Genomic DNA, 26,334 nt, shown 5'->3' on the forward strand with positions numbered 1-26,334 from the left:
CCTGACCGTATCGATCGAAGGAGTCATGAGTCAAATGCATTTCACTCATGACACCGAACTCACACTGCGGGCGGCGTGTGTACTGGTCAACACCGATCGGGTCGACGGCGAACAACTCGGCGACATGTCCGCTCTCGACGAGTACCTCGACGGGTTCGGCTGGACCGGGCGGCGGGACCGCGACGACGCGGAACTCGCCGCCGTACGCGGGCTGCGGGTACGGCTGGGCCGGATCTGGGCGGCCGCCGACGACGAGGAGGGCACCGTCGGTCAGGTCAATGCGCTGCTCGCGGACACCAAGGCCGCACCCTGGCTGACCCGTCACCCCGAGATGCCCGAATGGCATCTGCACCTGGCATCGGTCCACGACCCGCTGTGGCAACGGATGGGTGCGGAGATGGCGATGGCGCTGGCCGACCTGATCCGCGCCGGTGAGTTGCGTCGGCTGAAGACGTGCGCCGCCCCGGACTGTGAAGCGGTGTTGGTGGACCTGTCGCGCAACCGGTCCCGGATGTTCTGCGACACCGGCAACTGCGGCAACCGTCAACACGTGGCGGCTTACCGCGAACGGCGTGCCAAGGACTCCTAGAGGTCGTCGCTGCCCAGTCGGCGTGCGTTGTCGAGGACGGCCGGCCGGTCGCACGAGACGTAACGGGCCTGATTGCCGCCGGCGCGACGGGCGTCGTACATCGCCATCGTCGCGATCGTGATCAGCTCGTCGAGCAACTCCGCAGGCGGGCAGGCGCCCAACCCGCGCATTGGGGTGCTGACGACGCCCATGCTCGCCGTCACCCGCGGCGGGGTCGCGGCGATCGCCTTGCGCACGCGTTCGACCAGCGGGAACGAGTCCGTCGTGGCGAAGGTGTCGGCGATGAGGTACTCGTCGTCGCCGGTATGGGCCACGAACGCGTTGTGGCGGGTGGTCTCCCGCAGCGTCTGGCCGATCGCCACGCGGGCCCGCTCGCACGCGAGTTCACCGTCGGTCTCGCACAGCAGGCGCATGTTGTCGAGGTTGATCACCACCAGGACGAGACGCTGGTCGTCGTCGCGGCTGCGGGCGACGACGTGGCCGGCGGCCCGGTAGAACGCCTCGCGGTTCAGCAACCCGGTCAACGGGTCGATGTCGGCGTTGTCCACATCGATGTCCACCGCGTAGAGCAGCAGGTGGCACGCGAACGGCACCGCCACGGTGACGGTCATGACGATGGCCAGCGACGTCGCCGCCCACACCGGATCGGCCGTCTCGGCAAGGCGGAAGGCCAGCACGATCCCGGTGAACTCGGCGAGCACGAACACCAGGACGATGTAGTGGGCGGTGTGGAACAGCGCGATGTAGGCGCCGAGCACCGCGAAACCCGTCGCCAGGAGGAGCCCCGCCTCGGGGTCGGACATGATGAGGCACCCCGCGGCGATGAGGACGGCCGTCACCACCACGAACACACCGGACTGGTGCCGGGACGGCCACCGGCGCCGTAGCCAGAACCCTGCGATCACCAGACAGGTGAACGTGACCGTCACCGCGATGCCGCGTTCGAATGCGGTCTGCGGTCCGGCATCGCTCCATTGCATCGCCAGTGGCACCAGCCCGAGCGTCGCGACGAACATCGCGATCAACCGGCACGTCGCCGACTGTGCTTCGCGGGCCGCCAAGAACGAGGTGAGCCAGTAGAAATGCTCTGGCTGGCGCCAGTACTGCCGCACCGCCTGGAACATCTCTGGTACCTCCCACCGCTTCACCCACTGTATGCCCGGCCACCGACACCGCGACCACGAAATCGGCGTCGAAAGGGGGTCGAGAGCGCGGTTACGCTCCCCTCGGGGGTGGACATGGGCCGACCGACCACCGGGCTCCACGTGAGCGGGTACCGGTTCCTGATGCGTCGCGTGGAACACGCGCTGGTCCGTGCGGACGTCCGGATGCTCGACGATCCGCTGCGCGGACAGTCGCTCGCGCTCGTCGCCGGTGCCGTGCTCGCGGCCATCGTGGTGGCCGGCTGCGCGATCCTGGCGGTACTGCGCCCGCAGGGCGGCCTCGCCGACGCCCCGATCGTGATGGACGCGCAGTCCGGGGCGTTGTACGTGCGGATCGGCGACACCGTGCATCCGGTGCCCAACCTCGCCTCGGCCCGGCTCGCGGCCGGCAGCGCCGCGGAGCCGCGGACGGTCAGCGCCCGCGCTCTGGCCGAGGCGCCGCGCGGACCGCAGGTCGGCATCGCCGGGGCGCCCGCGGCGATCGAACCCGCGGTGCCGCCGCAGGACGCGGGATGGACGGTCTGCGACGGCGCCGCGTCGACGTCGGTCCTGGTCGGTCCGTCACCACCGGGTGGTGCGCTCGGGGCGGACCGCGCCGTGCTGGTCACCGCGCGGTCGGAAGGTCCGGCGGTCACCTACCTCCTGTACGCCGGGCGGCGGGCGGCGGTCGACCTGCGTGACACCGCCGTCGTGCGGGCCCTGCGGATGGAAGCCGCCACGCCGCGTCCGGTCTCCCGCGCGCTCCTCGACGCACTGCCCGAGAGCCCGCCGATCACCGCACCCGCGGTGCCGCGCGCCGGTGACCGGGGCGCGCTCGCCGGCCGCACCGTGGGCGAGGTCGTGCGGCTGCCCCGCGCCGACGCCACGGAGTACTACGTCGTGCTGGCCGACGGCGTGCAGCGCGTCGGCAAGGTGACCGCCGACCTGATCCGGTTCACCGTCGGTCAGCGCGGCGGCGACATCCCCACCGTCGCACCCGATGCCGTGGCGGCGGCCGACGTCGTCGACACGCTGCCGACCGCCACCCATCCCGACCGGGTGGTGATCACCGAACCGGCCGTCCTGTGCGCGCACTGGGCGATGGACGGCGGCGACGTGACGACCACGCTGGTCGACGCGGTCCCGCCCGCGCCCGTCCTGGATCTGGCGCAGGCGGACGGTGCGGGTCCGAACGTGGATGCGGTCTTCGTCCCGCCGGGTCGCAGCGTGTTCGCCCGTCCGGTCAGCGTCACCGGTGGCGGGGGCGGCGCACAACCGCGGTATCTGATGACGGACCGCGGCGTGCTGTTCGGGGTGCCCGATGACGACACCGCGCGCACACTCGGCGTGACGTCGCCGCCCGTGCCGTCCCCGTGGCCGGTGCTCGCCCGTCTGCCCCGCGGACCCGAATTGAGCCGCGCCGCAGCGTCAGTGACGCGCGACGCGCTCGGGGTGGCCGCGCCGGTGCGATGACGAGGCAGCCGCGACCAGCAGCGTGATCACGACGCAGATCCCCGCGCCCGCCGTCGCGATCCGGCGGGGTCTGGTGTCGTGCGGGACGTCGGTCGGGGCGCTCAGAGAACGCGCCGGGGTTTCGGCGGGGCCGGCGGGCAGGCCACCGCTCACGGCGGCCGCGACGTCCACGACACCACGACCGATGACGGGATCCCACCCTGCCGGCGGCGGATGCGCGGTGTCCTCGATGCGCTGCATCACCTGGCGCGCCGTGAGGTGGGGCCAGCGGGAGCGGACCAGCGCAACGATCCCCGAGACCACCGGCGCGGCGTAACTGGTGCCCGCGATCGACGCGTGGCCGTCGGCCGCCGGCAGCGCGTCGACGAGGCCGTCGCCGTCGGGGTCCAGCGACACGACGTGCTCGCCCGGTGCGGCGACGTCGACCCACGGGCCTGCGAGGCTGAACCGCGACGGTGTGCCGTCGAGGCCCACCGAGCCGACGGTGAGCACCAGGTCGTCGTACCAGGCTGGGCTGGCGACGGATTCGACTCTCTGCCAGTCGGGTCGGCCGGGGTGTGCCGGATTCTGCGCCGGGCACTGGCCCGGCCCGCCGACGTTGCCCGCCGCGGTGACCACGACCGCGTTGCGCACGTCGACCGCATAGGCGAGTGCGGCGCCCAGCGCCCGGTCGTCGAGCGCGGCGGCCGCGGCCAGGCACGCCACCGATGACACGTTGATCACCGTGGCGCCGAGGTCGGCGGCGGCGCGCACCGCCTTCGCCAGTGTCTGCACGTCGCCGTACCCGGTGACGCCCGGTTCGTCGGCAGGCCCGAACTTGTTGCTCGACTGTCGGATGCCCAACAGCGCGGCGTCCGGTGCCACGCCGGTGAATTCGCCTGTGGCCGCGATGATCCCGGCGACCAGCGTGCCGTGTCCGTCACAGTCGTCGGTGCCGTCGCCCCGCGACACGTAGTCCCCGCCGGCGACGAGCCGGGGGAGCAGTCGGTGCCGCGCGACGCCGGTGTCGATGACGGCGACCGTCTGCCCCGCACCCCGGGTCAGCGGCCACACCTCCGGCAGGTTCAGCATGTCCAACTGGTGTGCGTCCCCGGGCGGGTCCCGGTCGGCGACGGCGCCGGAACACTCCGCCCGCTGTTCGGTGCGCTGTGGCGGTGCCGGTGGTGCGGCTTCGGGCAGGAATGATTCGTCGACCGCGGGTGGGGTCACCGCCGACGCGGGTGTCGCCGTGGCCACCGGCAGCGCTGCCACGACCAGCCCGGTCACCGCGACGGCGGTGAGCCGGCCGGTCATATCAGGCTCGAGGTCCGGATGAGGGTGAAGACGTCCAGCGCGGCGCAGGCGACCGGCGCCACGGCGGCCAGAACGACGTACTCGAACACCTCGACGGACCGCGAGGCGACCGGTGACGGCTCGGATGGACTCTCACGCACGATCGCGGCGACGCCGGCGCAGACCGCGATGACCGCGACCCAATCGCCGTGACGCACGGCCACGATCACGAACGCCGTTGCGAGCGAGAATAATCCGGACATGGCCAACGCCCACCGGCACCGTCCGGCGGCGTAGCAGCGTGACCGCAGCAGCAACGCCGCCCCCACGACGGCGCAGAACGCGGCGCTCGACGGCCAGTGCCCCGCGCCACGGAGAACGGCGATCGACACCACGGCGGTGCCGGCACACGCCGCCGCACCGACCCCGATCACCAACCCGACGAGAACCCGATGGCCGGCCGCAGCCCGACGGTCCGCATCCGCGACGGGCGGGTCCGTCAGCGAGGGCGCCGGAGCCAGACCGGACAAGACGACCGAGAGGCGCGGGCTCAGGCTCAACGCACCGAGCGCGAGCAGGGCGAGCACTACCCCGGCCGCCTGCCCGGGCACGGACCACACCACCGCGCCCGACACCGCTGCGGTGCACAGCAGACCCGCGCACGCCGACGCCGTCGACGCGACCGGTGAGCCGACCCGGAGGCGGAGGAGGACCAGCGAGACAGCCGCTGCGGCAGCAGTTCCCAGCAGTGCGTGTGGCGCATCGAACCGACCCGGCACCAGCAGTGCCCCGCACAGCGCGGTCAACAGGACGGTGAGGCAGCCCAGCGGCGCACCCACCCACGGTTCGCGGCCCGCGCGCGAGACGGTCACCGCGGCACCCGCGACCGCGCACAGCAGCACCGCGACGACGGCCGGCGACGCCGATCCGTGCCCGACGACGGCGGCGAGCGCCCCCGCCGCCGCCACGAGCGAGCCCACGCTCACCCGGAGTGCGCGCGTGTCACCCGGCGAGGGAGCGGACTCCAGCACCGCCGTGACGACGTCGGTCCGGTCGAACCGTGGCACCCGGGGCGGTGCAGCGCTCAACAGCAACACGTCGCCGTCGCGAACGTCCTGATCGCGCAGCGGGACCGACTCGTCGAGGACGGCGCCGCACAGGGTCGCGAGCTGCCAGCGTGCCGGTGCGTCGGTGTCGGCACCCGCCAGCCGGGCGATATCGGGGATCAGGGACGCCAACGGCAGCCGGGCCGGCAACGCGAGATCCACCGCTCCGGCATCGTCGTCGGCGACCACCGACACGTGACACACGTTGGCGGACATGAACACTCCCATCGCTGAAGGTGTCGTCACCGTAACCACGCATGCCGACACCACCACGCACGAAAATCGAATCCTGTGGACAGGGAACCGGTCGACGCCGCGCACCGTCCAATTACTGATGGACATCGCCGAACGCATGCCCCGCACGGGTGATTTCGCACTGGACGCGCCGCCACCGGTGCCGCGCCCGGCCGGCGGTCATCCGTTGGCCCGGCTCATGCCGTTCGCGATGCTCATCGCCGCCGGCGGGATGATGCTGCTGTATCTCACGTCCGGCACCGGCCAGACCAGGAGTCCGGTGGCCGGCCTCTTCCCCGTGATGATGGCGATGTCGTTGCTGGGCACCCTGGTGTTCGGTGCCCGCGGCACCCAGCGCGGGGCCGAGGTGGAGCGGAACCGGCGCGACTATCTGCGCTATCTCGACGGCGTCGACCGGGCCGTCGCCGGTTCCGCGCGCCGACAGTACGACGACGACCACCGCCTGCACCCGGCACCCGAGACGCTGTGGGCGATCGCCGGCAGCGCACGGATGTGGGAGCGCAGTGTCGGCCACGTCGACTTCGGTTGCGTACGAATCGGTCTGGGGAGTGTGCCCATGAGTGTCCGGCTCATCGCCCCGGAGGTCGGCCGCGTGGACGACGTCGACCCGGTGACCGTCGAAGCGATGCTGGCGCTGGTCCGGGACCGGTCCACGATGGAGGGTGCCCCGCTCACCGTGAAGCTCACCGAGCCGGGAGTGCTCGGGGTCACCGGCGACCTGCCGGCGGGGCGGGCTCTCGTCCGGGCGGCGCTGTGCCAAGTCGTGGCGCTGCACGGGCCACGGGACGTCTCGGTGCGTGCCGAATCCGCCCCACCGGTCGCCGGTGAGTGGGAGTGGCTCAAGTGGCTACCGCACCACAGGTCGTCCGGCGGGCACACGCTGTTGATCGTCGACGGGGTACCGCCTCCGGTCCCCGCATCGGACGTGACCGTGGTGTGCCTCGGTGAACCGCCGCGCAGTGACGTGACCGTGCGCGTCGAAGACGGGGAGCTGACGATTCGCGACCGCACGGGTGTCGAACATGCGGGCCACCCCGATGGTCTGACGATCGATCAGGCCGTGGCCTGCGCCCGGCGGGTGGCCGGGAGCGCCGGGGATGTCGCCGAGGCGCCGGTTCGCACCGGGCCGCGCAACTGGCAGGACCTGCTCGGCATCGGCGATCCCACGACGCTCGACCCCGCCGCGACCTGGCGGTCGCACACGCCGGATCGGTTCCTCCGGGTGCCCATCGGGCTGTCCGACCACGGGACACCGGTCGAACTCGACCTCAAGGAGGCCGCGCACGGTGGCATGGGACCGCACGGGCTGTGCGTCGGGGCCACGGGGTCGGGCAAGTCGGAGCTGTTACGCACGCTGACACTCGGCCTGATCGCCTCGCATCCGCCCGATGCGCTCAATCTGATCCTCGTCGACTTCAAGGGCGGCGCAACCTTTCTCGGGCTCGAGCGAGCCGCGCACGTCTCGGCCGTCATCACTAATCTCGATGAGGAGTCCCACCTCGTCGCCCGCATGCGCGATGCCCTGGCCGGCGAGATGCACCGGCGCCAGCAGGTGCTGCGCACCGCAGGCAACCTCGCCAACATCGCCGATCACCGGCGGGCGCGGGTGACCCGTCCCGACCTGCCGGCCCTGCCCGTGCTGCTGATCGTGGTCGACGAATTCTCCGAACTGCTCACCCAGCATCCGGATTTCGCGGAACTGTTCCTCGCCATCGGTCGTGTCGGCAGGTCGCTGGGCATGCATCTGCTGCTGGCGAGTCAACGGCTCGACGAAGGCCGGCTCCGCGGGCTCGACACCCATCTGTCGTACCGGATCTGCCTGAAGACGTTCTCGGCGAGCGAATCCCGGGCCGTCCTCGGTGTCGGGGACGCCCACCAACTGCCCGGCACCCCGGGCGTGGGGTACCTCAAAACGGCGTCCGGAGACATGATCCGGTTCCGGACGGCTTTCGTCTCCGGCCCCGTCGCCGCGGGCCCGGCGCCGTCGGACGAGAATCCGACACCGCGACTGTTCACCGCCTCATCCGATGAGTCGGAGCGTCCTGCGCCGAACGCGTGGCCGTCTGCGCCGACGGTGCTCGACACGGTGGTGGATCGGCTGGCCGGGCTCGGCACGCCTGCGCACCGCGTGTGGTTGCCGCCGCTGTCCGGTCCGCCCGCGCTCGACGCGGTGCTGTCACGCGCCCCCACCGACCAGGCCGCGCCACTGACGGTGCCCATCGGGCTCATCGACTGTCCGTTCGAGCAGCGTCGCGACCTCTTCTCCGTCGCACTGGGTGGAGCGGCCGGCAACGTCGCCGTCATCGGAGGTCCGCGGTCCGGCAAGTCGATGACGCTGCGCACGCTGATGCTGGCCCTGGCGGCCACCAACGATCCGCACGAGGTGCAGTTCTACGGCCTCGATCTCGGCGGCGGTGCCCTGGCCGCGATGTCGGAGCTTCCGCACGTGGGGGCCGTGGCGGGGCGGCAAGATGCCGATCTGGCCCGGCGGATCGTCGCGGAGTGCGAATCGCTCGTGCGCATCAGGGAGCAACGCTTCCGGCGGGGCGGCGTCGAGTCGATCGCGGAGTATCGACGGCGCCGCGCGGCGGGCGATACCGTCGCCGAGGCGGATCCGTTCGGCGAGGTGTTCCTCGTCGTCGACGGCTGGTCGGTGCTGCGGCGCGATCTCGAGCAGCTCGAGTCGTCGATCACCGCGCTGGCCGTGCAGGGATTGTCCTACGGTGTGCACGTCATGCTCGCCGCATCGCGGTGGGCCGATCTGCGCCCTGCGCTCAAAGACCAACTCGGCACCAGAATCGAACTGCAACTGGGGGACCCGGCCGAATCCGAGATGGACCGCAAGCGGGCCCGGCAACTCGCGGGCGGCGCACCGGGGCGGGGGCTGACCCACGACGGGCGCGAGACGGTCATCGCGGTCCCACGTCTCGACGGCCGCCCGACCGCCGACGGGCTCGGGGCCGCCCTCGTCGCCGCGGCGGACACGCTGCGGACCCGCTACGACCACCGCGGCGCGCCGCCGATCGCACCGCTGCCCGCGCTGGTCCACCGAGACGAGCTCGCCGCGGTGGAGTCGCCGACGCAGGTGGTCATCGGTATCGCCGAGAACGGCGCAAAGGTCGTGACGATGGACTTCGGCACGCAGCCCCACCTGATCGTGCTCGGCGATGTCGAGTGCGGAAAGACGGCCGCGCTGCGCGCGCTGTGCACCGGGCTGACCGCGAGCAATGCGCCGGATGCGGTGCAACTGCTCCTCGTCGACTTCCGCCGCACCCTGCTCGGGGTCGTCGAATCCGCCCACCTGGCCGGCTACGTGATGGCGGAGGCCGGTCTGACCGCCGCGATGCCCGCCCTGATCGAGCGCCTCGCCGCCCGGATGCCCGGGGCGGGCGTCACCCAGCGCCAGCTGCGCGACCGAACGTGGTGGTCGGGTCCCGAGATCTACGTCGTCATCGACGATTACGACCTGGCGGCCGGCGCCACCGCGCTCACACCGCTGCTCGCGTACCTGCCACACGCGCGTGACATCGGGTTGCACGTCATCGCGGCCCGCCGCTCGGGTGGCGCGGCACGGGCGATGTTCGACCCGCTGCTGGCGCGGCTGCGCGATCTTGGCGCGATGGGACTGATGATGAGCGCCGGACCCGAGGAGGGCGTCCTGCTGGGATCGGTGCGCTCCAGCGTGCTGGCCCCCGGACGCGCGACGCTGATCACCCGTGGTGCCGCCGATCAGCTCATCCAGGTGGCGTGGACCGAGCCACCGTGACCACCGTCGAGGTGGGACCCGCAACGGTGCGTGGCACTTTCCCGGTCGACGACGACTTGGCCTGCGCGGCAATCGAAGCGATCGACGACACGCTGATGATCGTGGATGACCGCCCGGTCACGGTCCGCGCGGTCATCGCGAACCTCCTGCGGTCGGCCGCGGGTTCCTGCTCCGACGGGCTCAGCGTGGTCCATCCCACGTGGTGGAGCGGGCGCCGGGTGGAGGCGGTGCTCGACGCGGCAGGGGACATCTGCGGCGTTGCGGTCGCCGTCCCGCGGGCTGAAGCGCTCGCCGACGGATCCGACGCAGTCGTGGAGATCGCCGCAGAACATGTGACGGTCAGCTCGGGAGGCACCTGCACTTTCACCCGCACGTCCGACGACGCGGTGTGCGCCGCGGTGGTCAACGAGACAGGCGGGGCGAGAACGGTTGTCGTCGATGCCCCACCGGGTGTCGGTGCCACGCCCTTGGCGACGGCGATCGCTGTGGCGCTCCGCGAGCGCGGTGTGGCCGTCGCGATGGCCGGCGCCCACCTGGCCCGGGTGCCGTCACCCGCGCCTTCCGACGCGCCGCCGCCCGAACGGTCCGGCCGGCGCGCGGTACCGGTGCTGGCCGGTGCGCTGCTGGCCGCCGTCGGTGTGGGCGCGGTGGGGATCACCCATGAGCCGGCACCGCCGCCTGCGGAGCCCAGCACCCTTCTGGTCGAGGGCCGCGCGGCCGTCGTGGTACCGGCGCTGTGGGCCGTTCAGCGCATCACCGACGGGCGCGGATCGGCCCGCGTGCAGATCACCTCACACGCGGATCACGCTGTCGCACTCCATATCACGCAGTCGCCGCTACCGCGCGCCCAGTCGCTGGACGAGGTGGCGCGCACACTGCGCGACGCACTTGGCGGGGAGCCGGACGGGGTGTTCACGGATTTCCGCGCCGACGACGTCCGCGGTGACCGGGAGGTCGTCACCTACCGCGAGCACCGCGCGAACCACCAGACCGAGTGGGCCGTGCTGGTCGACGACGCGCTGCGCATCGCGATCGGCTGCCAGACCCCGCCCGGGAGCGCTGACGCCCTCCGGTCGGTGTGTGACGCAGCGGTGCGCTCCGCACACGCGGTCATCTGAGAAAAGCCGCCGGAGAACGGAACCGGAAGGGGACCCGCGCCGTCCTAACTCATATCCGACCACAGCAGAAGGGAAGCCCTCGATGACGACACCCACCGGCGGCGCGCTCAACACCGACTTCGAGCTCATGGGCTCCGTTGCCGGCGCGATCGACGCCCGCAACGAAGAGATCCGGGCGATGTTGCAGTCGTTCATCGGCCGGATGGCCGGCGTGCCGCCGTCGGTGTGGGGCGGGGTGGCGGCCGTCCGGTTCCGCGAGGTGGTGGACCGCTGGAACGGCGAATCGGTGAAGCTGCACACCGCTCTGGCGCGCATCGCCGAAACCATGCGGAGCAATCAGCAGACGCTGCTCGCCGCTTCCGACGGGCACGCACACCAAATCGGTGTCATCGGCACCACCCTGTAGCAGCGAGAATGGGAGACACCATGGACCAGGTTCTGTCCTACGACTTCGACCAGATCGAGTACACCGTCCGCCAGGAGATCCACGCGACGCATGGCCGACTCAACGCCGCGCTCGACGAACTGCGGGCGCAGATCGCCCCGCTGCAGCAGGTGTGGACGCGGCACGCCGCCGAGGCCTACCGCACCGAGCAACTGCGCTGGGACCAGGCCGCCGCGGCGCTGAACGAGATCCTGTTCGGCCTCGGCAACGCGGTGCGTGACGGAGCCGACGACGTCGCGGCGACCGACCGCAGCGCGGCCAACGCGTGGGGGTGGTGACCCACGCACACAGACCCTGTGCGGTCCCAACGGGAGGGGAGCCCCGCGGGACCGCACAGTTCTGTGCGGGCGGCGGCGCAACCGCGTTTTGACCTGCGACGACGCACGCAGGTAAGCTCCCACGTTGGCGTGCGGTGCCGTCACGGTAACGCGGGTCCCCGGGTCAACGTCGGTCGCCGGGACCACCCTCCGTCACGCCAGACCGTCACCCGGGTCACCGGGGTCCGAGCGGGGTAAAACCCGAGATGAGAAGGGTAAGCACTGTGCCTACGTACACGCCGAAGGCGGGTGACACCACGCGTTCGTGGTACGTCATCGACGCCACCGACGTGGTGCTCGGCCGGCTCGCCGTCGAAGCAGCCAAGCTGCTGCGCGGCAAGCACAAGCCGACATTCACGCCCAACGTCGACGGTGGCGATTTCGTCATCGTCATCAACGCCGAGAAGATCGCCGTCAGCGGCGACAAGCTCAACAACAAGTACGCCTACCGCCACTCGGGTTACCCCGGCGGCCTGCGCCGGCGCACCATCGGCGAACTGCTGCTCAAGCACCCGACCCGCGTCGTGGAGAACGCGATCGTCGGCATGCTGCCGCACAACAAGCTCAGCCGGCAGGTGCAGAAGAAGCTCAAGGTGTACGCGGGTCCCAACCACCCGCACGCTGCACAGCAGCCGATTCCGTTCGAGATCAAGCAGGTGGCGCAATGACAGAGGTAACCGGAACGGCGAGCGGTACCGAAGCCGTCGAGCCCACCACGGACGATGCGACCGCTGCGGACGTCGAACCCCGCGAGCCCGTGTACATCGACCGTCCGATCCAGACCGTCGGCCGCCGTAAGGAGGCCGTGGTGCGGGTGCGCCTCGTGCCGGGCACCGGCAAGTTCGACCTGGACGGCCGCACGTTGGAGGATTACTTCCCCAATAAGGTGCACCAGCAGCTCATCAAGGCGCCGCTGGTGACCGTCGACCGGGTGGAGAGCTTTGACGTCTACGCCCACCTCGACGGTGGCGGGCCGTCCGGCCAGGCAGGCGCACTGCGTCTCGCCCTCGCCCGTGCGCTGATCCTCGTGCAGCCCGAGGATCGGCCCGCGTTGAAGAAGGCCGGGTTCCTCACCCGTGACCCGCGCGCCATCGAGCGCAAGAAGTACGGACTCAAGAAGGCGCGCAAGGCGCCTCAGTACAGCAAGCGCTGATCGGTCCACCGAATCGCCGGGCACATCATCCGATGTGCCCGGCGATTTGCATTTTGTGAGCGGTGCCACACCGCGAATTCAGTGAATTCATCGCCGATCGCCATAAACCTGTGCACTGGAAATTCGCCCATTGTTGCGGCGGCTGAGTTAATTAGGCGGCCCGCATAATGGCGCTCGAACATTCGCGGCCGGTTGAAATCGAGTGGCTGGTTCGGAAAACCTCGGTGAGAAGCACGGGCGCCGCTGGGCGGCGTAGGCGGACCTTCTGCCCCCGGGGGCGAGTCAGTCACTCGTTACCGAACCGGGCCGTGGCTTCCTGACTGAAAGGAGCAATCCCCATGAACAAGATCATGAAGAACACCGCTGCCGGCACCATCCTGGGTGGCGGACTCCTGTTCACCGCCGGGCTCGGCCTGGCCAATGCCCAGCCGGTCGAGGCGCCTGAGGGCGTCGTGACCGTCGCCGTCGGCAACACCGCGATCCTCGAGGGTGTGGACGTCGAGACCGCCGCCACCGCCGCCGGCGCGATCTGCGGCACCCCGGCCTCCGATGTGACCGCTCTGGTCGAGCGCGTCACCAGCGAGGGCACCGACCAGACGGTGTGCGAGAACCTGCCTGGTGGTGCGCTGGCCATCAAGAACGGCGTGCCGGCTGCCGAGGCGCCCGCCGGTGAGGTGCCGGCTGAGGCCCCCGCCACCACCCCGGACGGCGCGCAGCTCCCCGCCGAGGGCGAGTCGAGTGAGACCGCTCCGGCCGACACCGCGCCGATCGGATAAGCGATCCACGTGCTCACCGCCCGCATCCACCCGGTTGCGGGCGGTGAGTCGTTTCGGGGGGCGTCGGCGTCAGTGCTGGCGGGATTTATTTGCAAGCGGTAGTAACGGAGAGTGGACGTACGGCGAAGGTCTCCGAGGGGCTCTGACCAGCGCGCGACGCCGAACAGTATTAACGCATCAGTTAATTAGCTTCGCGCAATTATACGCTTTGCTGGTGAAAAAGCGGTGAGAAAACTGTTTGAATCCGCGTGGATCAAGGAAGCCTCTCCCCGGAAGCGTGAACGTCGAAAAGGCGACGGTGGGCCGTTCCCGCCGCCGGTATGGGTCAGTCGCTCGAATAGGGGGCCGGATCACGCTTCTGCGACTGAAGGAGTTATTTACGTGAAGAGCATTGTGAAGCGTGCGTCCGCTGGTGCCGTCCTGGGTGGAGGGCTTCTCTTCTCCGCCGGTCTGGGTCTGGCCCAGGCTCAGCCCGACACGATCATCGGTGACGGCCTGGTGAACGTGGGCATCGGCGACGTGACGATCCTCGAGGACGTCAACGTCGGTGTGGCCGCCAACGTCGTCGCGCAGATCTGCGATGTCGCGGACATCGGCAGCGTGAACGTGCTGGCGGAGGCCACTGACAGCGGCACCGCTTCGGATTCCGTCTGCGCGATCGAGGGCGCGGGTCCGGTCACCGTGACGCAGAACGGCCCGGGTGGCTCCGAGCAGGCTCCGGGCGCCGCGAACCGGCCCCAGGGATAACCGACCCGACCGCACCGCCCGCATCCACCTCGGATGCGGGCGGTGTGGTGTCGGCGGTTGGCTCCGCGGCCGCCATGTGTGAGAAGTTTGTCCGCATGGCTCGACTGTTCGGCACCGACGGCGTGCGCGGGGTCGCCAACCGCGATCTCACCGCTGAGCTCGCCCTGGCGCTCGGCTCAGCGGCCGCCAGACGGCTGAGCTCCACCGGCCGACCGCGCCGCCGAGTCGCCGTGGTGGGCCGCGATCCCCGCGCCAGCGGCGAGATGCTGGAGGCGGCGGTGATCGCCGGGCTGACCAGCGAAGGCGTCGACGCCCTGCGCGTGGGGGTACTGCCCACCCCGGCGGTGGCCTACCTGACCAGTGCCTATGACGCCGACTTCGGGGTCATGATCTCCGCCTCGCACAACCCGATGCCCGACAACGGAATCAAGATCTTCGGGCCCGGCGGGCACAAACTCGACGACGCGACCGAGGACCGCATCGCAGAACTCGTGCAGCAGGGCCCGGGGGTGCGCCCGGTGGGTGCCGGGATCGGCCGCGTGGTCGACGCACCCGACGCCCTCGACCGCTACCTGCGCCACGTCGGCAAGGCCGTGACCACCCGCCTCGACGCGCTGACCGTCGTGGTCGACTGCGCCCACGGCGCCGCCTCGTTGGCCGCGCCGCTGGCCTACCGTGCGGCCGGCGCCAACGTGCTGACCATCAACGCCGATCCCGACGGCCTCAACATCAACGACGGCTGCGGATCCACACACATGGAGTCCCTGCAGTCGGCGGTCGTGTCCTACGGCGCCGATCTGGGCCTGGCCCACGACGGAGACGCCGACCGCTGCCTGGCCGTCGACGCCAACGGCCGCGTGATCGACGGCGACGCGATCATGGTGGTCCTCGCGTTGGCCATGCGTGAGGCCGGTGAGTTGGCCTCCGACACGCTGGTCGCCACGGTGATGAGCAATCTCGGTCTGCATCTGGCGATGCGCGAGGCGGGCATCGAGGTCCGCACCACGAGCGTCGGGGACCGCTACGTGCTCGAGGAACTTCGCGCCGGAAACTACGCGCTCGGCGGCGAGCAGTCCGGTCACATCGTCATGCCCTCGATGGGCACCACCGGTGACGGCATCCTGACCGGTCTGCGGTTGATGTCACGGATGGCGCAGACGCGCAGGTCGTTGGCGGCGCTGGCCGAACCGATGCAGACCCTGCCGCAGGTGCTGATCAACGTCCAGGTCGCGGACAAGGCGACCGTCGCCCAGGCGCCCTCGGTGCAGTCCGCGGTGGCCGAAGCGGAGGCGGCGCTCGGTGACACCGGGCGAATCCTGTTGCGGCCCTCGGGCACCGAACAGGTGGTCCGGGTGATGGTCGAGGCGGCCGACGAGGACACGGCCCGGCAGTTGGCCGTCCGGGTGGCCGAATCGGTGAGCGAACAGCGCTGACACCTGGGGAACCGGCGTGGCCCGGGCGGCGTCTTAACCTGACATGGGAGCAGTTCGGGCCGCCCGCGTCGACGGTGCGGCACTCGTCAGCATCGCCACGCAGTTCGACAGCGTGGCGGACATCGTCGATTCCGTTGTCCGTAAGCATCTTTCGGCGTTGTCGTTCGACGGCTCGGCCGCCGGCCGGGACCATGCCGCACACGGCGAGGCGCTGCGCGCCGCGGTCGACGACGTCGTCGTGGCGCTGCACGGGTGGGCACGTTCGGCGTCCGGTATCGCCGCGGAGTTGCGCGCCTCGGCCGTCCGGTACGCCCAGGTCGACGCCGACGCGGCAGCCCGGGTGCGGTGAGCCGTGGCGGGCACCTTCGACGTGGCGGGCCGGCTGGCGGAAGGACGCCCTGCCGTCGACGACTTCGCGCGGTACGCCTCGGCCTGCCAGGCGCTCGGCACCTGCGGTCACGGCCTGACCGACCGCGTGGAGCATGCCTACGCCAGCGAGGCGGGGCTCGACCTGCACGCGCTCGACGCCGATCACGCCACACTTCGCGCGGCGGTGGGCGCGGTGCGCGACGCGCAGGAGTTACAGGACGCTCAGGTGGAAGCGCTGGGTGCGGCGTGGACGGGGGCCGGCGCGGATGCGGCCGCCGAGCTCCTGCGCCGGCACAGCGCGGCGTCGGCGCGGGCGGTCACGGCGCTGTCCGCGGCGGCCGAACAGGTGGGGGCGCTGCGCGACGAGCTCTGGCGGATCGTCGACGCCAAGGTCGCGGTGGCGGAGGAGGTCGACGCGAGAATTGATGGGGTGCGCGGTGAGTGGCGGGCGGCTGCGGAGACCGTCACCACCGGGTCAGGTGACCGGGCCGCAGCCAGCGAACTGGTCGACGCCCACATAGCACCGTTCGTCGAACACGACGTGCGCGCGGAGTGGGTGGCGGCAATGGAGGCGGCCAGTGCGGCGATCACCCGGTGCTTCGATTCCGCCACCGCCGCGGTGAGAAGTGAAGCGGCGCCCGGTTTCCCGGAGCCCACCCAGTCGTGGGCATCCGCTCCCGCCGCCGCGCCGTGGGCACCGCCGGCGGCCGCCCTCCCGCCGATGACCGAACCCGCGGCCGCGATGCCGACCCCGCCGATACCGTCGGCCGGCGCGCTACCCGATGTCGGCTCGGGCCTCCCGGGTGTGTCGGGCATGTCCGAGATCGGCGGTCTCGGCCAACAGCTCGGCGAGATGATCGGCGGACTGATGCCGTCGATCGGCGATGCGCTCGGTGACGTCACAGAGCCCGGCCTCGACGATCCGCTCGAACTCGAGGAGCCCGAGGACCTCGAAGACACCGACGGCGAAGAGGCCGCGGACGACGAGGCCAAGGACGAGGAGACGGAGGAGCAGGAGGACATCCCGGAGCCCGAACCTGAGCCCGAACCTGAACCCGAGCCCGAACCTGAATCCGACGAGGAGGAGGCTGCGGTGCAGGAGCCGGGCTCCGTCATCGCCGACGAGCCCGTTCCCGAGCAGCCCACCCCGACCCCGGCTCCGGCTCCGGCCGCGCCGGTGGCCGCACCGGCACCCCCGGCCGAGCCGGCCACGCCCTGTGAGATCGCCGCCGACGAGGTTCCCCAGGTGGGCGAGTGAGGCCGATGGGGACGGCCGAGCTCAGGGCAGCAGCGCCTGCAGCTCTTCCACGTAGCGCACGGATTCGCCGCGGTCGGCCGTCACCGGCTGCAGCAGCAGGGTGGTGGCGCCGCCCTCGGCGAACGCGGCCAGCCGCTCCTGGACGAAGCCCCTCGGCCCGATCAGCGACACCGAGCGGACCAGCTCGTCGGGCACCGCGGCGATCGCCTCCGCCTTCCTACCCGACAGGTACAGATCCTGGATCCGGTCGGCCACCTCGCCGAACCCGTAGCGCGTCGCGAGGTTGTGGTAGAAGTTCTTGCCGCGCGCACCCATACCGCCGATGTACAGCGCCAATTGGGGTTTCACCCACTCCAGCCGGTCGTCGACGTCGTCGCCGATCGCCAGCGCCGCACTCACCATCACGTCGAGCGGCCCGAGCTCCGGGTCGCGTTTGGCGAAGCCCGCGCGCAGGGCGTCACCCCACACCGCGTCCGCCTTCTCGGGGTAGAAGAACACCGGCTGCCACCCCTCGGCGATCTCGGCGGTCAGCTCGACGTTCTTCGGCCCGAGCGCGGCGATGGTGATCGGAATGCGTTCGCGCACCGGATGATTGATCAGATGCAGCGGTTTCCCGAGACCGCTGCCACGGTCGGCGGGCAACGGGATCTGATAGTAACGGCCGTCGAACTCGACCTTTTCGCGGCGCCACACCTTGCGGCAGATCTCCACCACCTCGCGGGTGCGGCCCAGCGGCGCGTCGAACGGGACGCCGTGGAACCCCTCCATCACCTGCGGACCGGACGTGCCGATGCCCAGCCGGAACCGGCCGTCGGAGACGTAATCCAGCCCAGCCGCGGTCATCGCCAGCAGCGACGGGGTCCGCACGTAGATCGGCACCACCCCGGAGCCGAGTTCGATGCGCGTGGTCTTGGCTGCCAGGTAGCCCAGCTGGCTGATCGCGTCGAACGAGTAGGCCTCCGCCACCAGGGCGAGGTCGACCCCCACCTTCTCGAGTTCGACCACGTCTTCGACGGCCTCACGGAAGCCGCCCGCATAACTCAAGAAGATGCCAGTGCGCAGAGAGGACATGGAAGCGTTATACACCCAACCGGTTGGTTGGGTGTAATCACGGCTTGAGCAATGCGACGACCTTGTTCTCCAGATCGACCGGATCGTCGGAATGCGGATCCATCAGGTCGGTCTTGGGGAGCACCGCCTCGGGATCGCTGAAGTCGCGGTACGCCTTGTCACCGGTCAACTCGTGCAACAGGTACCCGGTGAGCAGCGCGCGCACGATCTTCTGCGTGCCCTTGTCCTCGCCGGGCAGTTTCATCACCCGCGCCAACCGGCGGCCCTCCACCAGGCCGCCGGCGGTCACCTTGTGCACCGCGCGCAACGTCGCCGGCTTCCAGGCGCGCGCCAACTCGACCGCATTCGACCGCAGCGACATCGGATCGCCCGGGTCGGCCAGGATCAGCCCCGGCAGCTCCAGCGATGCCGCCGGTTGCTCGGCAGGGGGCCGCGACACGGTCGGGAAGAGCGCGGCGACCGCCTTCAGCCGTCCCGGCATCCCCGCGGCGGTGAACACCGCCGCCGATCCGCCGAACCCGTGCCCGGCGACGGCCAGCTTCGTCGGGTGCACGCTGATCTTGCCGGGTCCGAGCCGCACACCGGCGATGATGTCCAGGGTGGTGCCCAGGTCGAAGGCCAGGTTCAGAACCGACGGCGCGATACCGGTCTCGGTGTCCGGAGCGGCGGCGACGATGCCCCACGACGCGAGGTGTTCGAGCGTGCCGCTGTAACGCATGCCACTGGCCAGCCAGTCGTGACCGAACGCCACACCGGGCAGGTTCAGCCCCGACTCGGGGGTGTACACCACGCCGGATAGACCGGCGAAGGCCAGGTCACCGCGCAGAACGCGATGCGGGCCGCGGCGGGTCAAAGCCTTGAACAGCTTCTTTGTGCTGGCCACCTGACGACCGTAGCTCACCGTCCCCCGTGAGGCTCTTGCACTACCCTGGTTCTCTATGTGTGGAATCGTCGGCTACGTCGGGCATCGTCCTGCCTGCGCCATCGTGGTCGATGCGTTGCACCGGATGGAGTACCGCGGGTACGACTCGGCAGGCATCGCGCTACTCGACGGACAGGGCGGGATGACGGTGCACCGGCGGGCGGGCCGGCTGGCCAATCTCGGCGAGGTTCTCGAATGTTCCGCGCCGGAGACGCTGGCCGGCTGCAGCGGACTCGGGCACACGCGGTGGGCGACGCACGGTCGGCCCACCGACCGCAACGCGCACCCGCACCGCGACTCGGACGGCAAGATCGTCGTCGTTCACAACGGCATCATCGAGAACTACGCCCCGCTGCGCGGTGAGCTCGAGGCCGAGGGCGTCGAGTTCGCCAGCGACACCGACACCGAGGTCGCCGTCCACCTGGTCGGCCGTCAGTACCGCTACGGCGAGACCGCGGGTGATTTTCCGGCGTCGGTGCTGGCCGTGCTGCGCCGGCTGGAGGGGCATTTCACGCTGGTGTTCGCCAACGCCGACGAACCGGGCACGATCGTCGCGGCCCGCCGCTCGACGCCGCTGGTGCTCGGGATCGGCGACGGCGAGATGTTCGTCAGCTCCGACGTCGCGGCGTTCATCGAGCACACCCGCCACGCGGTGGAGTTGGGGCAGGACCAGGCCGTCGTGGTCACCGCGGACGGCTACACGGTCAGCGACTTCCACGGCAACACCGACGTGGACTTTCGAGAGTTCCACATCGACTGGGACCTGTCGGCCGCCGAGAAGGGCGGCTACGAGTACTTCATGCTCAAGGAGATCGCCGAGCAGCCCGCGGCGGTGTCCGACACACTGCTCGGCCACTTCGTCGACGGTCGCATCGTGCTCGACGAGCAGCGCCTGAGCGATCAGGAACTGCGCGACATCGACAAGGTGTTCGTGGTGGCCTGCGGAACGGCGTACCACTCCGGGCTGCTGGCCAAGTACGCGATCGAACACTGGACGCGGCTGCCCGTCGAGGCCGAACTCGCCAGCGAGTTCCGCTATCGGGACCCGGTGCTCGATCGCAGCACCCTGGTGGTCGCCATCTCCCAGTCCGGTGAGACCGCCGACACCCTCGAAGCGGTGCGGCATGCCAAGAAGCAGAAGGCCAAGGTGCTGGCGATCTGCAACACCAACGGCAGCCAGATCCCGCGCGAAGCGGATGCGGTGCTCTACACCCGTGCCGGACCGGAGATCGGCGTCGCGGCGACCAAGACGTTCCTCGCGCAGATCGCCGCCAACTATCTCGTCGGCCTGGCGCTGGCCCAGGCGCGCGGCACCAAGTACCCCGACGAGGTCTCACGGGAGTACCGCGAACTCGAGGCCATGCCCGGCCTGGTCGCTCAGGTGCTCAAACAGCTCAACCCGATCGTGGAACTCGCGCGGCGCTTCGCCGAGAAGCCGACGATCCTGTTCCTCGGTCGTCACGTCGGCTATCCGGTGGCGCTCGAGGGCGCGCTCAAGCTCAAGGAACTGGCGTACATGCACGCCGAGGGCTTCGCCGCCGGCGAGCTCAAACACGGTCCGATCGCGCTGATCGACGAGGACCTTCCGGTGATCGTGGTGATGCCGTCGCCCAAGGGGGCGTCGATGCTGCACGCGAAGCTGCTGTCGAACATCCGGGAGATCCAGGCCCGCGGCGCGGTCACCATCGTGATCGCCGAGGAGGGCGACGACACCGTCCGGCCATTCGCGGACTACATCTTCGAGATCCCGGCCACCACAACGCTTTTCCAGCCGTTGCTCTCGACGATCCCGCTTCAGGTCTTCGCCGCCGAGGTCGCCCGGGCCCGCGGCTACGACGTCGACAAGCCGCGTAACCTGGCGAAGTCCGTCACCGTCGAATAGCGCCGGGGGCGTCGACGCCTAGCTGGGCAACAGCGCGGCGAGCTGATCGAAGGTGAGCGCCCATCCGCTGCGGAAGTTCTCGAATTCCGTCGGCGGGAGCAACGAGTGCTCGATCGACATCAGCGTCTCGTCGTTGTCGGCGGGAGCGAAGGTGACCTCGACGATGCTGACCGTCGTGGGGTCGGGCCAGTCCGAGTTGCTCCATGTGAAGCGCAGGAGGCGTGGCCGGTCGATCTCGAGGAACTGCCCGGTGATCAGCAGCGGGACGCCCACGTTGTCGACGTCGAAGAGGACCCGCCCCCCGACGCGGGGCTCGAGGTGCACGTCGACGACGCGGGTCGGATGTGGGCACATCCATTCCTTGAGCGATTCCGGGTCGAGCCACTCGTCGAACACCTCGTCCGGGGGCGCGGGCATCAGGCGCTGCACACGGACCGTCGGCGCCTCGGTCATCTCGCCCGCCGCTTCCGGGACAGCCGGGCCGCCAGGGCGTCGGCGCGGGCGGACCAGAACTCGGTCTGCTCGTCCATCCACTGGGCGGCGCCGGTGAGACCGTCTGGCCGCAGCGACAACCAGTGTTCGCGGCCGCGCACCTCGCGGGTGACCAGACCGGCCGATTCGAGCACCCCGATGTGGCGGGATACGCCGGCGAAGGTCATGGGCAGCGGAGCGGCCAGATCGGTGATGCGCGCGTCACCGCGGCGCAGGGTCTCCAGGAGTCGTCGTCGCGTCGGATCAGCGAGCGCGGCGTACGCGCGATCCAGCACCTGATCTTCAACCACATTGTTGACTATAGCGGGACTCGTGTGGTGTGCTGACCGAAAAGACGTTCAACGGTTTTGTTTAATGTTTGTCGAAGGGAGAGGTGATGGACACGCCACCGATCGTGTCGGCGCGGGAATGGCACGACGCGCATCAGCAGATGCTCGTCAAGGAGAAGGAGATGACGCGCGCCCGTGACGCACTGGCCGCCATGCGCAGGCGGATGCCGTGGATGGCGGTCGACAAACCGTACGTGTTCGAAGGGCCCGGCGGACCGGCGACGCTGCTCGATCTGTTCGACGGCCGCCGCCAGTTGATCGTGTACCGCGCCTTCGTCGAACCGGGTGTGCACGGCTGGCCCGAGCATGGATGCGTCGGCTGTTCGTTGATGGCCGACCACATCGGTCACCTCGCCCACCTCAACGCACGCGACACCACGCTGGTCTACGCCTCGCGCGCACCGCAGGCGGACCTCGACCGGGTGAAGGCCCGAATGGGCTGGAACATCCCGTGGTACAGCATCACCGACGACTTCGACGCCGACTTCGGGTGCGACCAGTGGCACGGCACCAACGCCTTCATCCGCGACGGCGACAGGGTTTACCGCACCTACTTCATCAACGACCGCGGTGACGAGGTGTTCGTCAACACCTGGTCCTTCCTCGACATGACCGCGCTCGGGCGGCAGGAGACGTGGGAGGATTCGCCAAGCGGCTATCCCCAGGAGCCCCCTTACGAATGGTGGTGCTGGCACGACGAATACGGTCCGAGCCGGTCCGAGGAGCGTGACCGCTGTGTCGATCACTGAGGCCGAGCGCAGCGCAGAACTGTACCGGGGGTGCCACGAACGGATCGTCGAGCTCGTCTCCCCGCTGGACGACGCGCAGTGGGCCACCGCGGTGCCCGCGTGCCCGGCGTGGACGGTCCGCGATGTCGTGGGGCACGTCGTGGCCGTCGCCGAGGAATGGTGCGACGGACGCCTGTCCGGAGTGCCGACCGACGCGCAGACGGCCGCCCAGGTCGCCAGGTCGCGGGAGACCGGCATCGCCGACCTGCTCACCTCCTGGGGCGAGGCGGTGCGCCAACTGCGGGAGTCGGCGCGCACTCGCGGATTGGTCGCACCGGTCGGCGACATCGTCAGCCACGAGCACGACATCCGCGGGGCGCTCGGCCGACCGGGTGCACGCGATTCGGAAGCCGTCCGATACGTCTGCGGCCAACTGCTCGAGATGCTGGATCCGCCCGTCACGCTGCGCGTTGTCGTCGAGGACGGCGAGTACCTGAGCGGTCCGGTGACCGGCGATGGCGAAGTCCGGTTGCGGACATCGCGATTCGAGACGCTGCGGTGGCGGACGGGGCGTCGCAGCCGCGCGCAGTTGGCCGCGATGGACTGGTCGGGTGACCCCGAACCGGTTCTCGACGCGCTGTACCTGTTCGGTCCGGCCGCCGCGGACATCGTCGAGTAAGGCCACCCGCACGCACCAGTTCCCCACGTAGGGTGTGGCTGATGCGGCACTACTACAGCGCGGAGGCGATCCGCGACGCGGAAGCACCGCTGTTGCAGCGCCTCCCCGACGGCGCTCTCATGCGGCGCGCGGCGTTCGGTCTGGCGACCGCGATCGCCCGCGAACTCACCGCGCGCACCGGCGGCGTCGCCGGCCGCAACGTCTGCGCCGTCGTCGGGTCGGGGGACAACGGCGGTGACGCGCTGTGGGCCGCGACGTTCCTGCGTCGGCGCGGGGCGTCGGCCACCGCTGTACTCCTCAACCCCGACCGCGCCCATCCGAAGGGGCTCGCCGCGTTGCGCGCGGCCGGGGGCCGGGTCGTCGGGAGTGTGCCCACGGCAACGGATCTGGTGATCGACGGTGTGGTGGGCATCTCCGGTTCCGGGCCGCTGCGGCCCGCCGCGGCCGAGGTGTTCGCCGCCGTCGACGCCGCCGGGATCCCCGTGGTGGCCGTCGACATCCCCAGCGGTCTCGACGTGCAGACCGGTGCCGCCGACGGGCCGCATGTGCACGCCACCTCGACCGTGACGTTCGGCGGGTTCAAACCCGTGCATGCGCTGGGGGAGTGCGGCCGCGTCGACCTGATCGACATCGGTCTGGACCTGCCACCGTCGGACGTGCTGGGTATCGAGGCGGCCGACGTGTCCGCCCGGTGGCCACGGCCGGTGCCGAAAGACGACAAGTACACCCAGGGTGTCACCGGCGTGCTCGCCGGGTCGTCGACCTACCCGGGTGCGGCGATCCTGTGCACCGGTGCGGCCGTCGCCGCCACCAGCGGCATGGTCCGCTACGCCGGAAGCGCTGCAGCCGAGGTTGTTTCGCATTGGCCGGAAGTGGTGGCCGCACCCAGCGCCGCCGCCGCGGGACGGGTGCAGTCCTGGGTGGTGGGCCCCGGGCTCGGAACCGACGAGGCCGGGGCGGCGGCGTTGTGCTTCGCGTTGGACACGGACCTGCCGGTGATCGTCGACGCCGACGGCCTCACGCTGCTGGCCGCCCATCCCTACCTGGTCGCCGACCGCAGCGCGCCGACGGTGCTGACCCCGCATGCCGGGGAATTCGCGCGGCTGGCCGGATCGCCACCGGGAGACGACCGGATCCGCTCGGCCCGCAGGCTGGCCGAGCAGTTCGGCGCCACCGTGCTGCTGAAGGGCAACGTCACCGTCGTCGCCGAACCGGACGGTCGGGCATACCTCAACCCGGCGGGCGAGGCGTGGGCCGCCACCGCCGGTTCCGGCGACGTCCTGTCGGGGATGATCGGCGCCCTGCTGGCCGCGGGCCTGCCTCCCGGCGAGGCTGCGGCGATGGCGGCCTTCGTCCACGCTTATGCCGCGAATGCGTCCGCGGCGGACCCCGGACCCCGGGCGGCGCCGACCTCGGCGTCGCGCATCCTGCACCACATCCGCACCGCACTCGCCAGTATCTGATCCCCGAAAGGAACCGTCTATGTCGCGCACACACCGTCGCGTCCCGCAGATCTCGCCCGCCTACACCGGCAGGCTGGCGATGGCACCGGTGCCGTCCTTGCGGCTGCCGGACGAGGCGATGGAACCCCAGGCGGCATACCGGTTCATCCACGACGAACTGATGCTCGACGGCAGTTCGCGGCTCAATCTGGCCACTTTCGTCACCACGTGGATGGACCCCGAGGCCGAGAAACTGATGGCCGAGACGTTCGACAAGAACATGATCGACAAGGACGAGTACCCGGCGACCGCGGCCATCGAGCAGCGTTGCGTGTGCATGGTGGCCGACCTGTTCCACGCCGAGGATCTGCGCGACGACGACCCCTACAGCGCGATCGGCGTGTCGACGATCGGCTCGAGCGAGGCCGTCATGCTGGCCGGGCTGGCGATGAAGTGGCGGTGGCGCCAACGCCTCGGCGGCGATGCGTGGAAGGGCCGCACCCCGAACCTGGTGATGGGTTCGAACGTGCAGGTGGTGTGGGAGAAGTTCTGCCGGTACTTCGACGTCGAACCCCGTTACCTGCCGATGGCCGACGGGCGTTACGTCATCACGCCGGAACAGGTGCTCGAGCACGTCGACGAGGACACGATCGGCGTGGTGGCGATCCTCGGCACCACCTACACCGGTGAGCTCGAACCGATCGCCGAGATCTGCGCCGCGCTCGACAAGCTGGCCGCCGACGGCGGAGTCGACGTGCCCGTCCATGTCGATGCGGCCAGCGGCGGGTTCGTGGTGCCGTTCGTACATCCGGATCTGGTGTGGGACTTCCGGTTACCGCGGGTGGTGTCGATAAACGTCAGTGGGCACAAATACGGGCTGACCTATCCCGGGATCGGCTTCGTGGTGTGGCGCAATGCCGAGCACCTCCCGGAGGATCTCGTGTTCCGGGTCAACTACCTGGGCGGTGACATGCCGACGTTCACGCTGAACTTCTCACGTCCGGGCAATCAGGTCGTCGGCCAGTACTACAACTTCCTGCGGCTGGGCCGCGGCGGGTACGCCCAGGTCATGCAATCGCTGTCGCAGACCGCTCGGTGGTTGGGCGACGAGCTTCGCGACAGCGAGCACTTCGAACTGATCACCGACGGCTCGGCAATCCCGGTCGTGAGCTTCCGACTGAAGGGCGATCCGGGCTACACCGAATTCGACATCTCGCAGACGCTGCGCTCCTACGGCTGGCAGGTGCCTGCGTACACCATGCCGGAGGGTGCGGAGGACGTCACGGTGCTGAGGGTCGTGGTGCGGGAGGGCTTCTCCGCCGACCTGGCCCGTGCGTTGCGCGACGACATGGTCACCGTGCTCAAGCATCTCGACGAGCTCAAGCCCGGCGGCCACTTCGACGAGGTGCAGCCGTTCGCCCACTAGAACGGTGGTGGTTTGGTGCGTTCGGCGACGAGGTCGTCGTTGAGGCGGCGTTCGGTTTGGATGCGGTGGGCGCGGTCTTGGGCGCGGGTGCGGCGGCGTCTGGGCATCTTCAATGCGCGGTCGGTGCGGGGCGCACCTTCCTTG

The 26,334-nt window shown here is 70.3% G+C and carries 25 protein-coding genes; 18 read left to right on the forward strand and 7 right to left on the reverse strand.

The genetic code is table 11. The features are described 5' to 3' along the window. Positions 1 to 34: 34 nt before the first annotated feature. Positions 35 to 589: a CGNR zinc finger domain-containing protein gene (locus tag AU196_RS19125; protein WP_059096613.1), complete on the forward strand. Its 555-nt coding sequence runs from the start codon at positions 35 to 37 to the stop codon at positions 587 to 589. On the opposite strand, the gene AU196_RS19130 is transcribed toward AU196_RS19125, so the two are convergent. Continuing rightward, a complete protein-coding gene (locus AU196_RS19130) occupies positions 586 to 1,713 on the reverse strand; it encodes a GGDEF domain-containing protein (RefSeq protein ID WP_059096614.1) in 1,128 nt (375 codons plus the stop codon). The two genes, AU196_RS19125 and AU196_RS19130, sit on opposite strands and share 4 nt — an antisense overlap. 114 nt (positions 1,714 to 1,827) lie before the next feature. Here AU196_RS19130 and eccB point away from each other — a divergent pair, with 114 nt between their 5' ends. Continuing rightward, entirely contained in the window at positions 1,828 to 3,204 is a 1,377-nt protein-coding gene (gene eccB / locus AU196_RS19135) for a type VII secretion protein EccB (protein ID WP_059096670.1), read from the forward strand. Here the strand turns inward: eccB and mycP are convergent. Together mycP and eccD are read right to left on the reverse strand one after the other, a co-directional pair. Then, complete coding sequence (gene mycP, locus AU196_RS19140) at positions 3,160 to 4,497, reverse strand: type VII secretion-associated serine protease mycosin (protein ID WP_059096615.1); 1,338 nt, start codon at positions 4,495 to 4,497, stop codon at positions 3,160 to 3,162. The two genes, eccB and mycP, sit on opposite strands and share 45 nt — an antisense overlap. Further along, positions 4,494 to 5,798 carry a type VII secretion integral membrane protein EccD gene (gene eccD / locus AU196_RS19145; RefSeq protein ID WP_231737643.1) on the reverse strand — a complete coding sequence of 435 codons (1,305 nt, stop codon included), beginning with the start codon at positions 5,796 to 5,798 and terminating at the stop codon, positions 4,494 to 4,496. The genes mycP and eccD overlap by 4 nt, the downstream gene beginning before the upstream one ends. Before the next feature lie 118 nt (positions 5,799 to 5,916). On the opposite strand from eccD, the gene eccCa reads away from it, so the two are divergent. From eccCa to AU196_RS19200, 11 genes are all read left to right on the forward strand, one after another. Beyond that, positions 5,917 to 9,603, forward strand: a complete 3,687-nt coding sequence (gene eccCa / locus AU196_RS19150; protein WP_059096617.1) for a type VII secretion protein EccCa — start codon at positions 5,917 to 5,919, stop codon at positions 9,601 to 9,603. Next, entirely contained in the window at positions 9,585 to 10,721 is a 1,137-nt protein-coding gene (locus AU196_RS19155) for a type VII secretion-associated protein (protein ID WP_231737644.1), read from the forward strand. The genes eccCa and AU196_RS19155 overlap by 19 nt, the downstream gene beginning before the upstream one ends. Positions 10,722 to 10,803: 82 nt before the next feature. Further along, positions 10,804 to 11,127, forward strand: a complete 324-nt coding sequence (locus AU196_RS19160; protein ID WP_059096618.1) for a WXG100 family type VII secretion target — start codon at positions 10,804 to 10,806, stop codon at positions 11,125 to 11,127. A 20-nt stretch (positions 11,128 to 11,147) separates the two neighbouring features. Continuing rightward, entirely contained in the window at positions 11,148 to 11,444 is a 297-nt protein-coding gene (locus tag AU196_RS19165; RefSeq protein ID WP_059096619.1) for a WXG100 family type VII secretion target, read from the forward strand. 263 nt (positions 11,445 to 11,707) lie between these two features. After that, positions 11,708 to 12,151 (forward strand): 50S ribosomal protein L13, encoded by a 444-nt coding sequence (rplM, locus tag AU196_RS19170; RefSeq protein ID WP_059096620.1) that lies wholly within the window; start codon positions 11,708 to 11,710, stop codon positions 12,149 to 12,151. Then, positions 12,148 to 12,636 carry a 30S ribosomal protein S9 gene (rpsI, locus tag AU196_RS19175; RefSeq protein WP_082695787.1) on the forward strand — a complete coding sequence of 163 codons (489 nt, stop codon included), beginning with the start codon at positions 12,148 to 12,150 and terminating at the stop codon, positions 12,634 to 12,636. Before rplM ends, rpsI begins: the two co-directional genes overlap by 4 nt. Positions 12,637 to 12,974: 338 nt before the next feature. Then, positions 12,975 to 13,412 (forward strand): hypothetical protein, encoded by a 438-nt coding sequence (locus AU196_RS19180; RefSeq protein WP_059096621.1) that lies wholly within the window; start codon positions 12,975 to 12,977, stop codon positions 13,410 to 13,412. Between the two features lie 381 nt (positions 13,413 to 13,793). After that, complete coding sequence (locus AU196_RS19185) at positions 13,794 to 14,159, forward strand: hypothetical protein (RefSeq protein WP_059096622.1); 366 nt, start codon at positions 13,794 to 13,796, stop codon at positions 14,157 to 14,159. Positions 14,160 to 14,254: 95 nt separating this feature from the next. Beyond that, positions 14,255 to 15,592 (forward strand): phosphoglucosamine mutase, encoded by a 1,338-nt coding sequence (glmM, locus tag AU196_RS19190; RefSeq protein WP_059096623.1) that lies wholly within the window; start codon positions 14,255 to 14,257, stop codon positions 15,590 to 15,592. A gap of 43 nt (positions 15,593 to 15,635) precedes the next feature. Continuing rightward, positions 15,636 to 15,941, forward strand: a complete 306-nt coding sequence (locus tag AU196_RS19195; protein ID WP_059096624.1) for a DUF7162 family protein — start codon at positions 15,636 to 15,638, stop codon at positions 15,939 to 15,941. Positions 15,942 to 15,944: 3 nt separating this feature from the next. Next, positions 15,945 to 17,219 carry a WXG100 family type VII secretion target gene (locus AU196_RS19200; protein WP_059096625.1) on the forward strand — a complete coding sequence of 425 codons (1,275 nt, stop codon included), beginning with the start codon at positions 15,945 to 15,947 and terminating at the stop codon, positions 17,217 to 17,219. Positions 17,220 to 17,240: 21 nt separating this feature from the next. Here the strand turns inward: AU196_RS19200 and AU196_RS19205 are convergent, their stop codons facing one another. Together AU196_RS19205 and AU196_RS19210 are read right to left on the reverse strand one after the other, a co-directional pair. Then, positions 17,241 to 18,290, reverse strand: coding sequence for an LLM class F420-dependent oxidoreductase (locus AU196_RS19205; RefSeq protein WP_157546488.1), 1,050 nt, complete (start codon positions 18,288 to 18,290; stop codon positions 17,241 to 17,243). Between the two features lie 37 nt (positions 18,291 to 18,327). Continuing rightward, positions 18,328 to 19,173: a dienelactone hydrolase family protein gene (locus tag AU196_RS19210; protein WP_059096626.1), complete on the reverse strand. Its 846-nt coding sequence runs from the start codon at positions 19,171 to 19,173 to the stop codon at positions 18,328 to 18,330. A 55-nt stretch (positions 19,174 to 19,228) separates the two neighbouring features. Here AU196_RS19210 and glmS point away from each other — a divergent pair, with 55 nt between their 5' ends. After that, entirely contained in the window at positions 19,229 to 21,094 is a 1,866-nt protein-coding gene (glmS, locus tag AU196_RS19215; RefSeq protein WP_059096627.1) for a glutamine--fructose-6-phosphate transaminase (isomerizing), read from the forward strand. Positions 21,095 to 21,112: 18 nt separating this feature from the next. On the opposite strand, the gene AU196_RS19220 is transcribed toward glmS, so the two are convergent. After that, positions 21,113 to 21,547: an SRPBCC family protein gene (locus AU196_RS19220; protein WP_059096628.1), complete on the reverse strand. Its 435-nt coding sequence runs from the start codon at positions 21,545 to 21,547 to the stop codon at positions 21,113 to 21,115. Continuing rightward, complete coding sequence (locus AU196_RS19225; RefSeq protein ID WP_059096629.1) at positions 21,544 to 21,876, reverse strand: ArsR/SmtB family transcription factor; 333 nt, start codon at positions 21,874 to 21,876, stop codon at positions 21,544 to 21,546. Before AU196_RS19225 ends, AU196_RS19220 begins: the two co-directional genes overlap by 4 nt. A gap of 86 nt (positions 21,877 to 21,962) precedes the next feature. Here AU196_RS19225 and AU196_RS19230 point away from each other — a divergent pair, with 86 nt between their 5' ends. The 4 genes from AU196_RS19230 to gad are packed head-to-tail and all read left to right on the forward strand — an operon-like array spanning position 21,963 to position 26,190. Then, on the forward strand, positions 21,963 to 22,664 hold the full coding sequence (locus tag AU196_RS19230; RefSeq protein ID WP_059096630.1) for a DUF899 domain-containing protein: 702 nt from the start codon (positions 21,963 to 21,965) through the stop codon (positions 22,662 to 22,664). Further along, a complete protein-coding gene (locus tag AU196_RS19235) occupies positions 22,651 to 23,322 on the forward strand; it encodes a maleylpyruvate isomerase family mycothiol-dependent enzyme (RefSeq protein ID WP_231737645.1) in 672 nt (223 codons plus the stop codon). The genes AU196_RS19230 and AU196_RS19235 overlap by 14 nt, the downstream gene beginning before the upstream one ends. Positions 23,323 to 23,363: 41 nt before the next feature. Beyond that, entirely contained in the window at positions 23,364 to 24,785 is a 1,422-nt protein-coding gene (locus AU196_RS19240) for an NAD(P)H-hydrate dehydratase (protein ID WP_059096675.1), read from the forward strand. A 19-nt stretch (positions 24,786 to 24,804) separates the two neighbouring features. Continuing rightward, positions 24,805 to 26,190, forward strand: a complete 1,386-nt coding sequence (gad, locus tag AU196_RS19245) for a glutamate decarboxylase (RefSeq protein WP_059096631.1) — start codon at positions 24,805 to 24,807, stop codon at positions 26,188 to 26,190. Positions 26,191 to 26,334: the final 144 nt, after the last annotated feature.

The sequence above is a fragment of the Mycobacterium sp. IS-1742 genome, from assembly GCF_001500125.1.
Taxonomy (GTDB): domain Bacteria; phylum Actinomycetota; class Actinomycetes; order Mycobacteriales; family Mycobacteriaceae; genus Mycobacterium.

Excerpts from the sequence above, each read along its gene's own strand:
- AU196_RS19240 (WP_059096675.1), top strand. The coding sequence starts at position 23,364 with ATGCGGCACTACTACAGCGCGGAGGCGATCCGCGACGCGGAAGCACCG.
- eccCa (WP_059096617.1), top strand. The coding sequence starts at position 5,917 with ATGGACATCGCCGAACGCATGCCCCGCACGGGTGATTTCGCACTGGAC.
- eccD (WP_231737643.1), bottom strand. The coding sequence starts at position 5,798 with ATGTCCGCCAACGTGTGTCACGTGTCGGTGGTCGCCGACGACGATGCC.
- AU196_RS19165 (WP_059096619.1), top strand. The coding sequence starts at position 11,148 with ATGGACCAGGTTCTGTCCTACGACTTCGACCAGATCGAGTACACCGTC.
- AU196_RS19195 (WP_059096624.1), top strand. The coding sequence starts at position 15,636 with ATGGGAGCAGTTCGGGCCGCCCGCGTCGACGGTGCGGCACTCGTCAGC.
- AU196_RS19125 (WP_059096613.1), top strand. The coding sequence starts at position 35 with ATGCATTTCACTCATGACACCGAACTCACACTGCGGGCGGCGTGTGTA.
- AU196_RS19220 (WP_059096628.1), bottom strand. The coding sequence starts at position 21,547 with ATGACCGAGGCGCCGACGGTCCGTGTGCAGCGCCTGATGCCCGCGCCC.
- gad (WP_059096631.1), top strand. The coding sequence starts at position 24,805 with ATGTCGCGCACACACCGTCGCGTCCCGCAGATCTCGCCCGCCTACACC.
- AU196_RS19205 (WP_157546488.1), bottom strand. The coding sequence starts at position 18,290 with ATGTCCTCTCTGCGCACTGGCATCTTCTTGAGTTATGCGGGCGGCTTC.
- glmM (WP_059096623.1), top strand. The coding sequence starts at position 14,255 with ATGGCTCGACTGTTCGGCACCGACGGCGTGCGCGGGGTCGCCAACCGC.
- glmS (WP_059096627.1), top strand. The coding sequence starts at position 19,229 with ATGTGTGGAATCGTCGGCTACGTCGGGCATCGTCCTGCCTGCGCCATC.
- mycP (WP_059096615.1), bottom strand. The coding sequence starts at position 4,497 with ATGACCGGCCGGCTCACCGCCGTCGCGGTGACCGGGCTGGTCGTGGCA.
- AU196_RS19160 (WP_059096618.1), top strand. The coding sequence starts at position 10,804 with ATGACGACACCCACCGGCGGCGCGCTCAACACCGACTTCGAGCTCATG.
- AU196_RS19230 (WP_059096630.1), top strand. The coding sequence starts at position 21,963 with ATGGACACGCCACCGATCGTGTCGGCGCGGGAATGGCACGACGCGCAT.
- AU196_RS19180 (WP_059096621.1), top strand. The coding sequence starts at position 12,975 with ATGAACAAGATCATGAAGAACACCGCTGCCGGCACCATCCTGGGTGGC.
- rpsI (WP_082695787.1), top strand. The coding sequence starts at position 12,148 with ATGACAGAGGTAACCGGAACGGCGAGCGGTACCGAAGCCGTCGAGCCC.
- eccB (WP_059096670.1), top strand. The coding sequence starts at position 1,828 with ATGGGCCGACCGACCACCGGGCTCCACGTGAGCGGGTACCGGTTCCTG.
- AU196_RS19130 (WP_059096614.1), bottom strand. The coding sequence starts at position 1,713 with ATGTTCCAGGCGGTGCGGCAGTACTGGCGCCAGCCAGAGCATTTCTAC.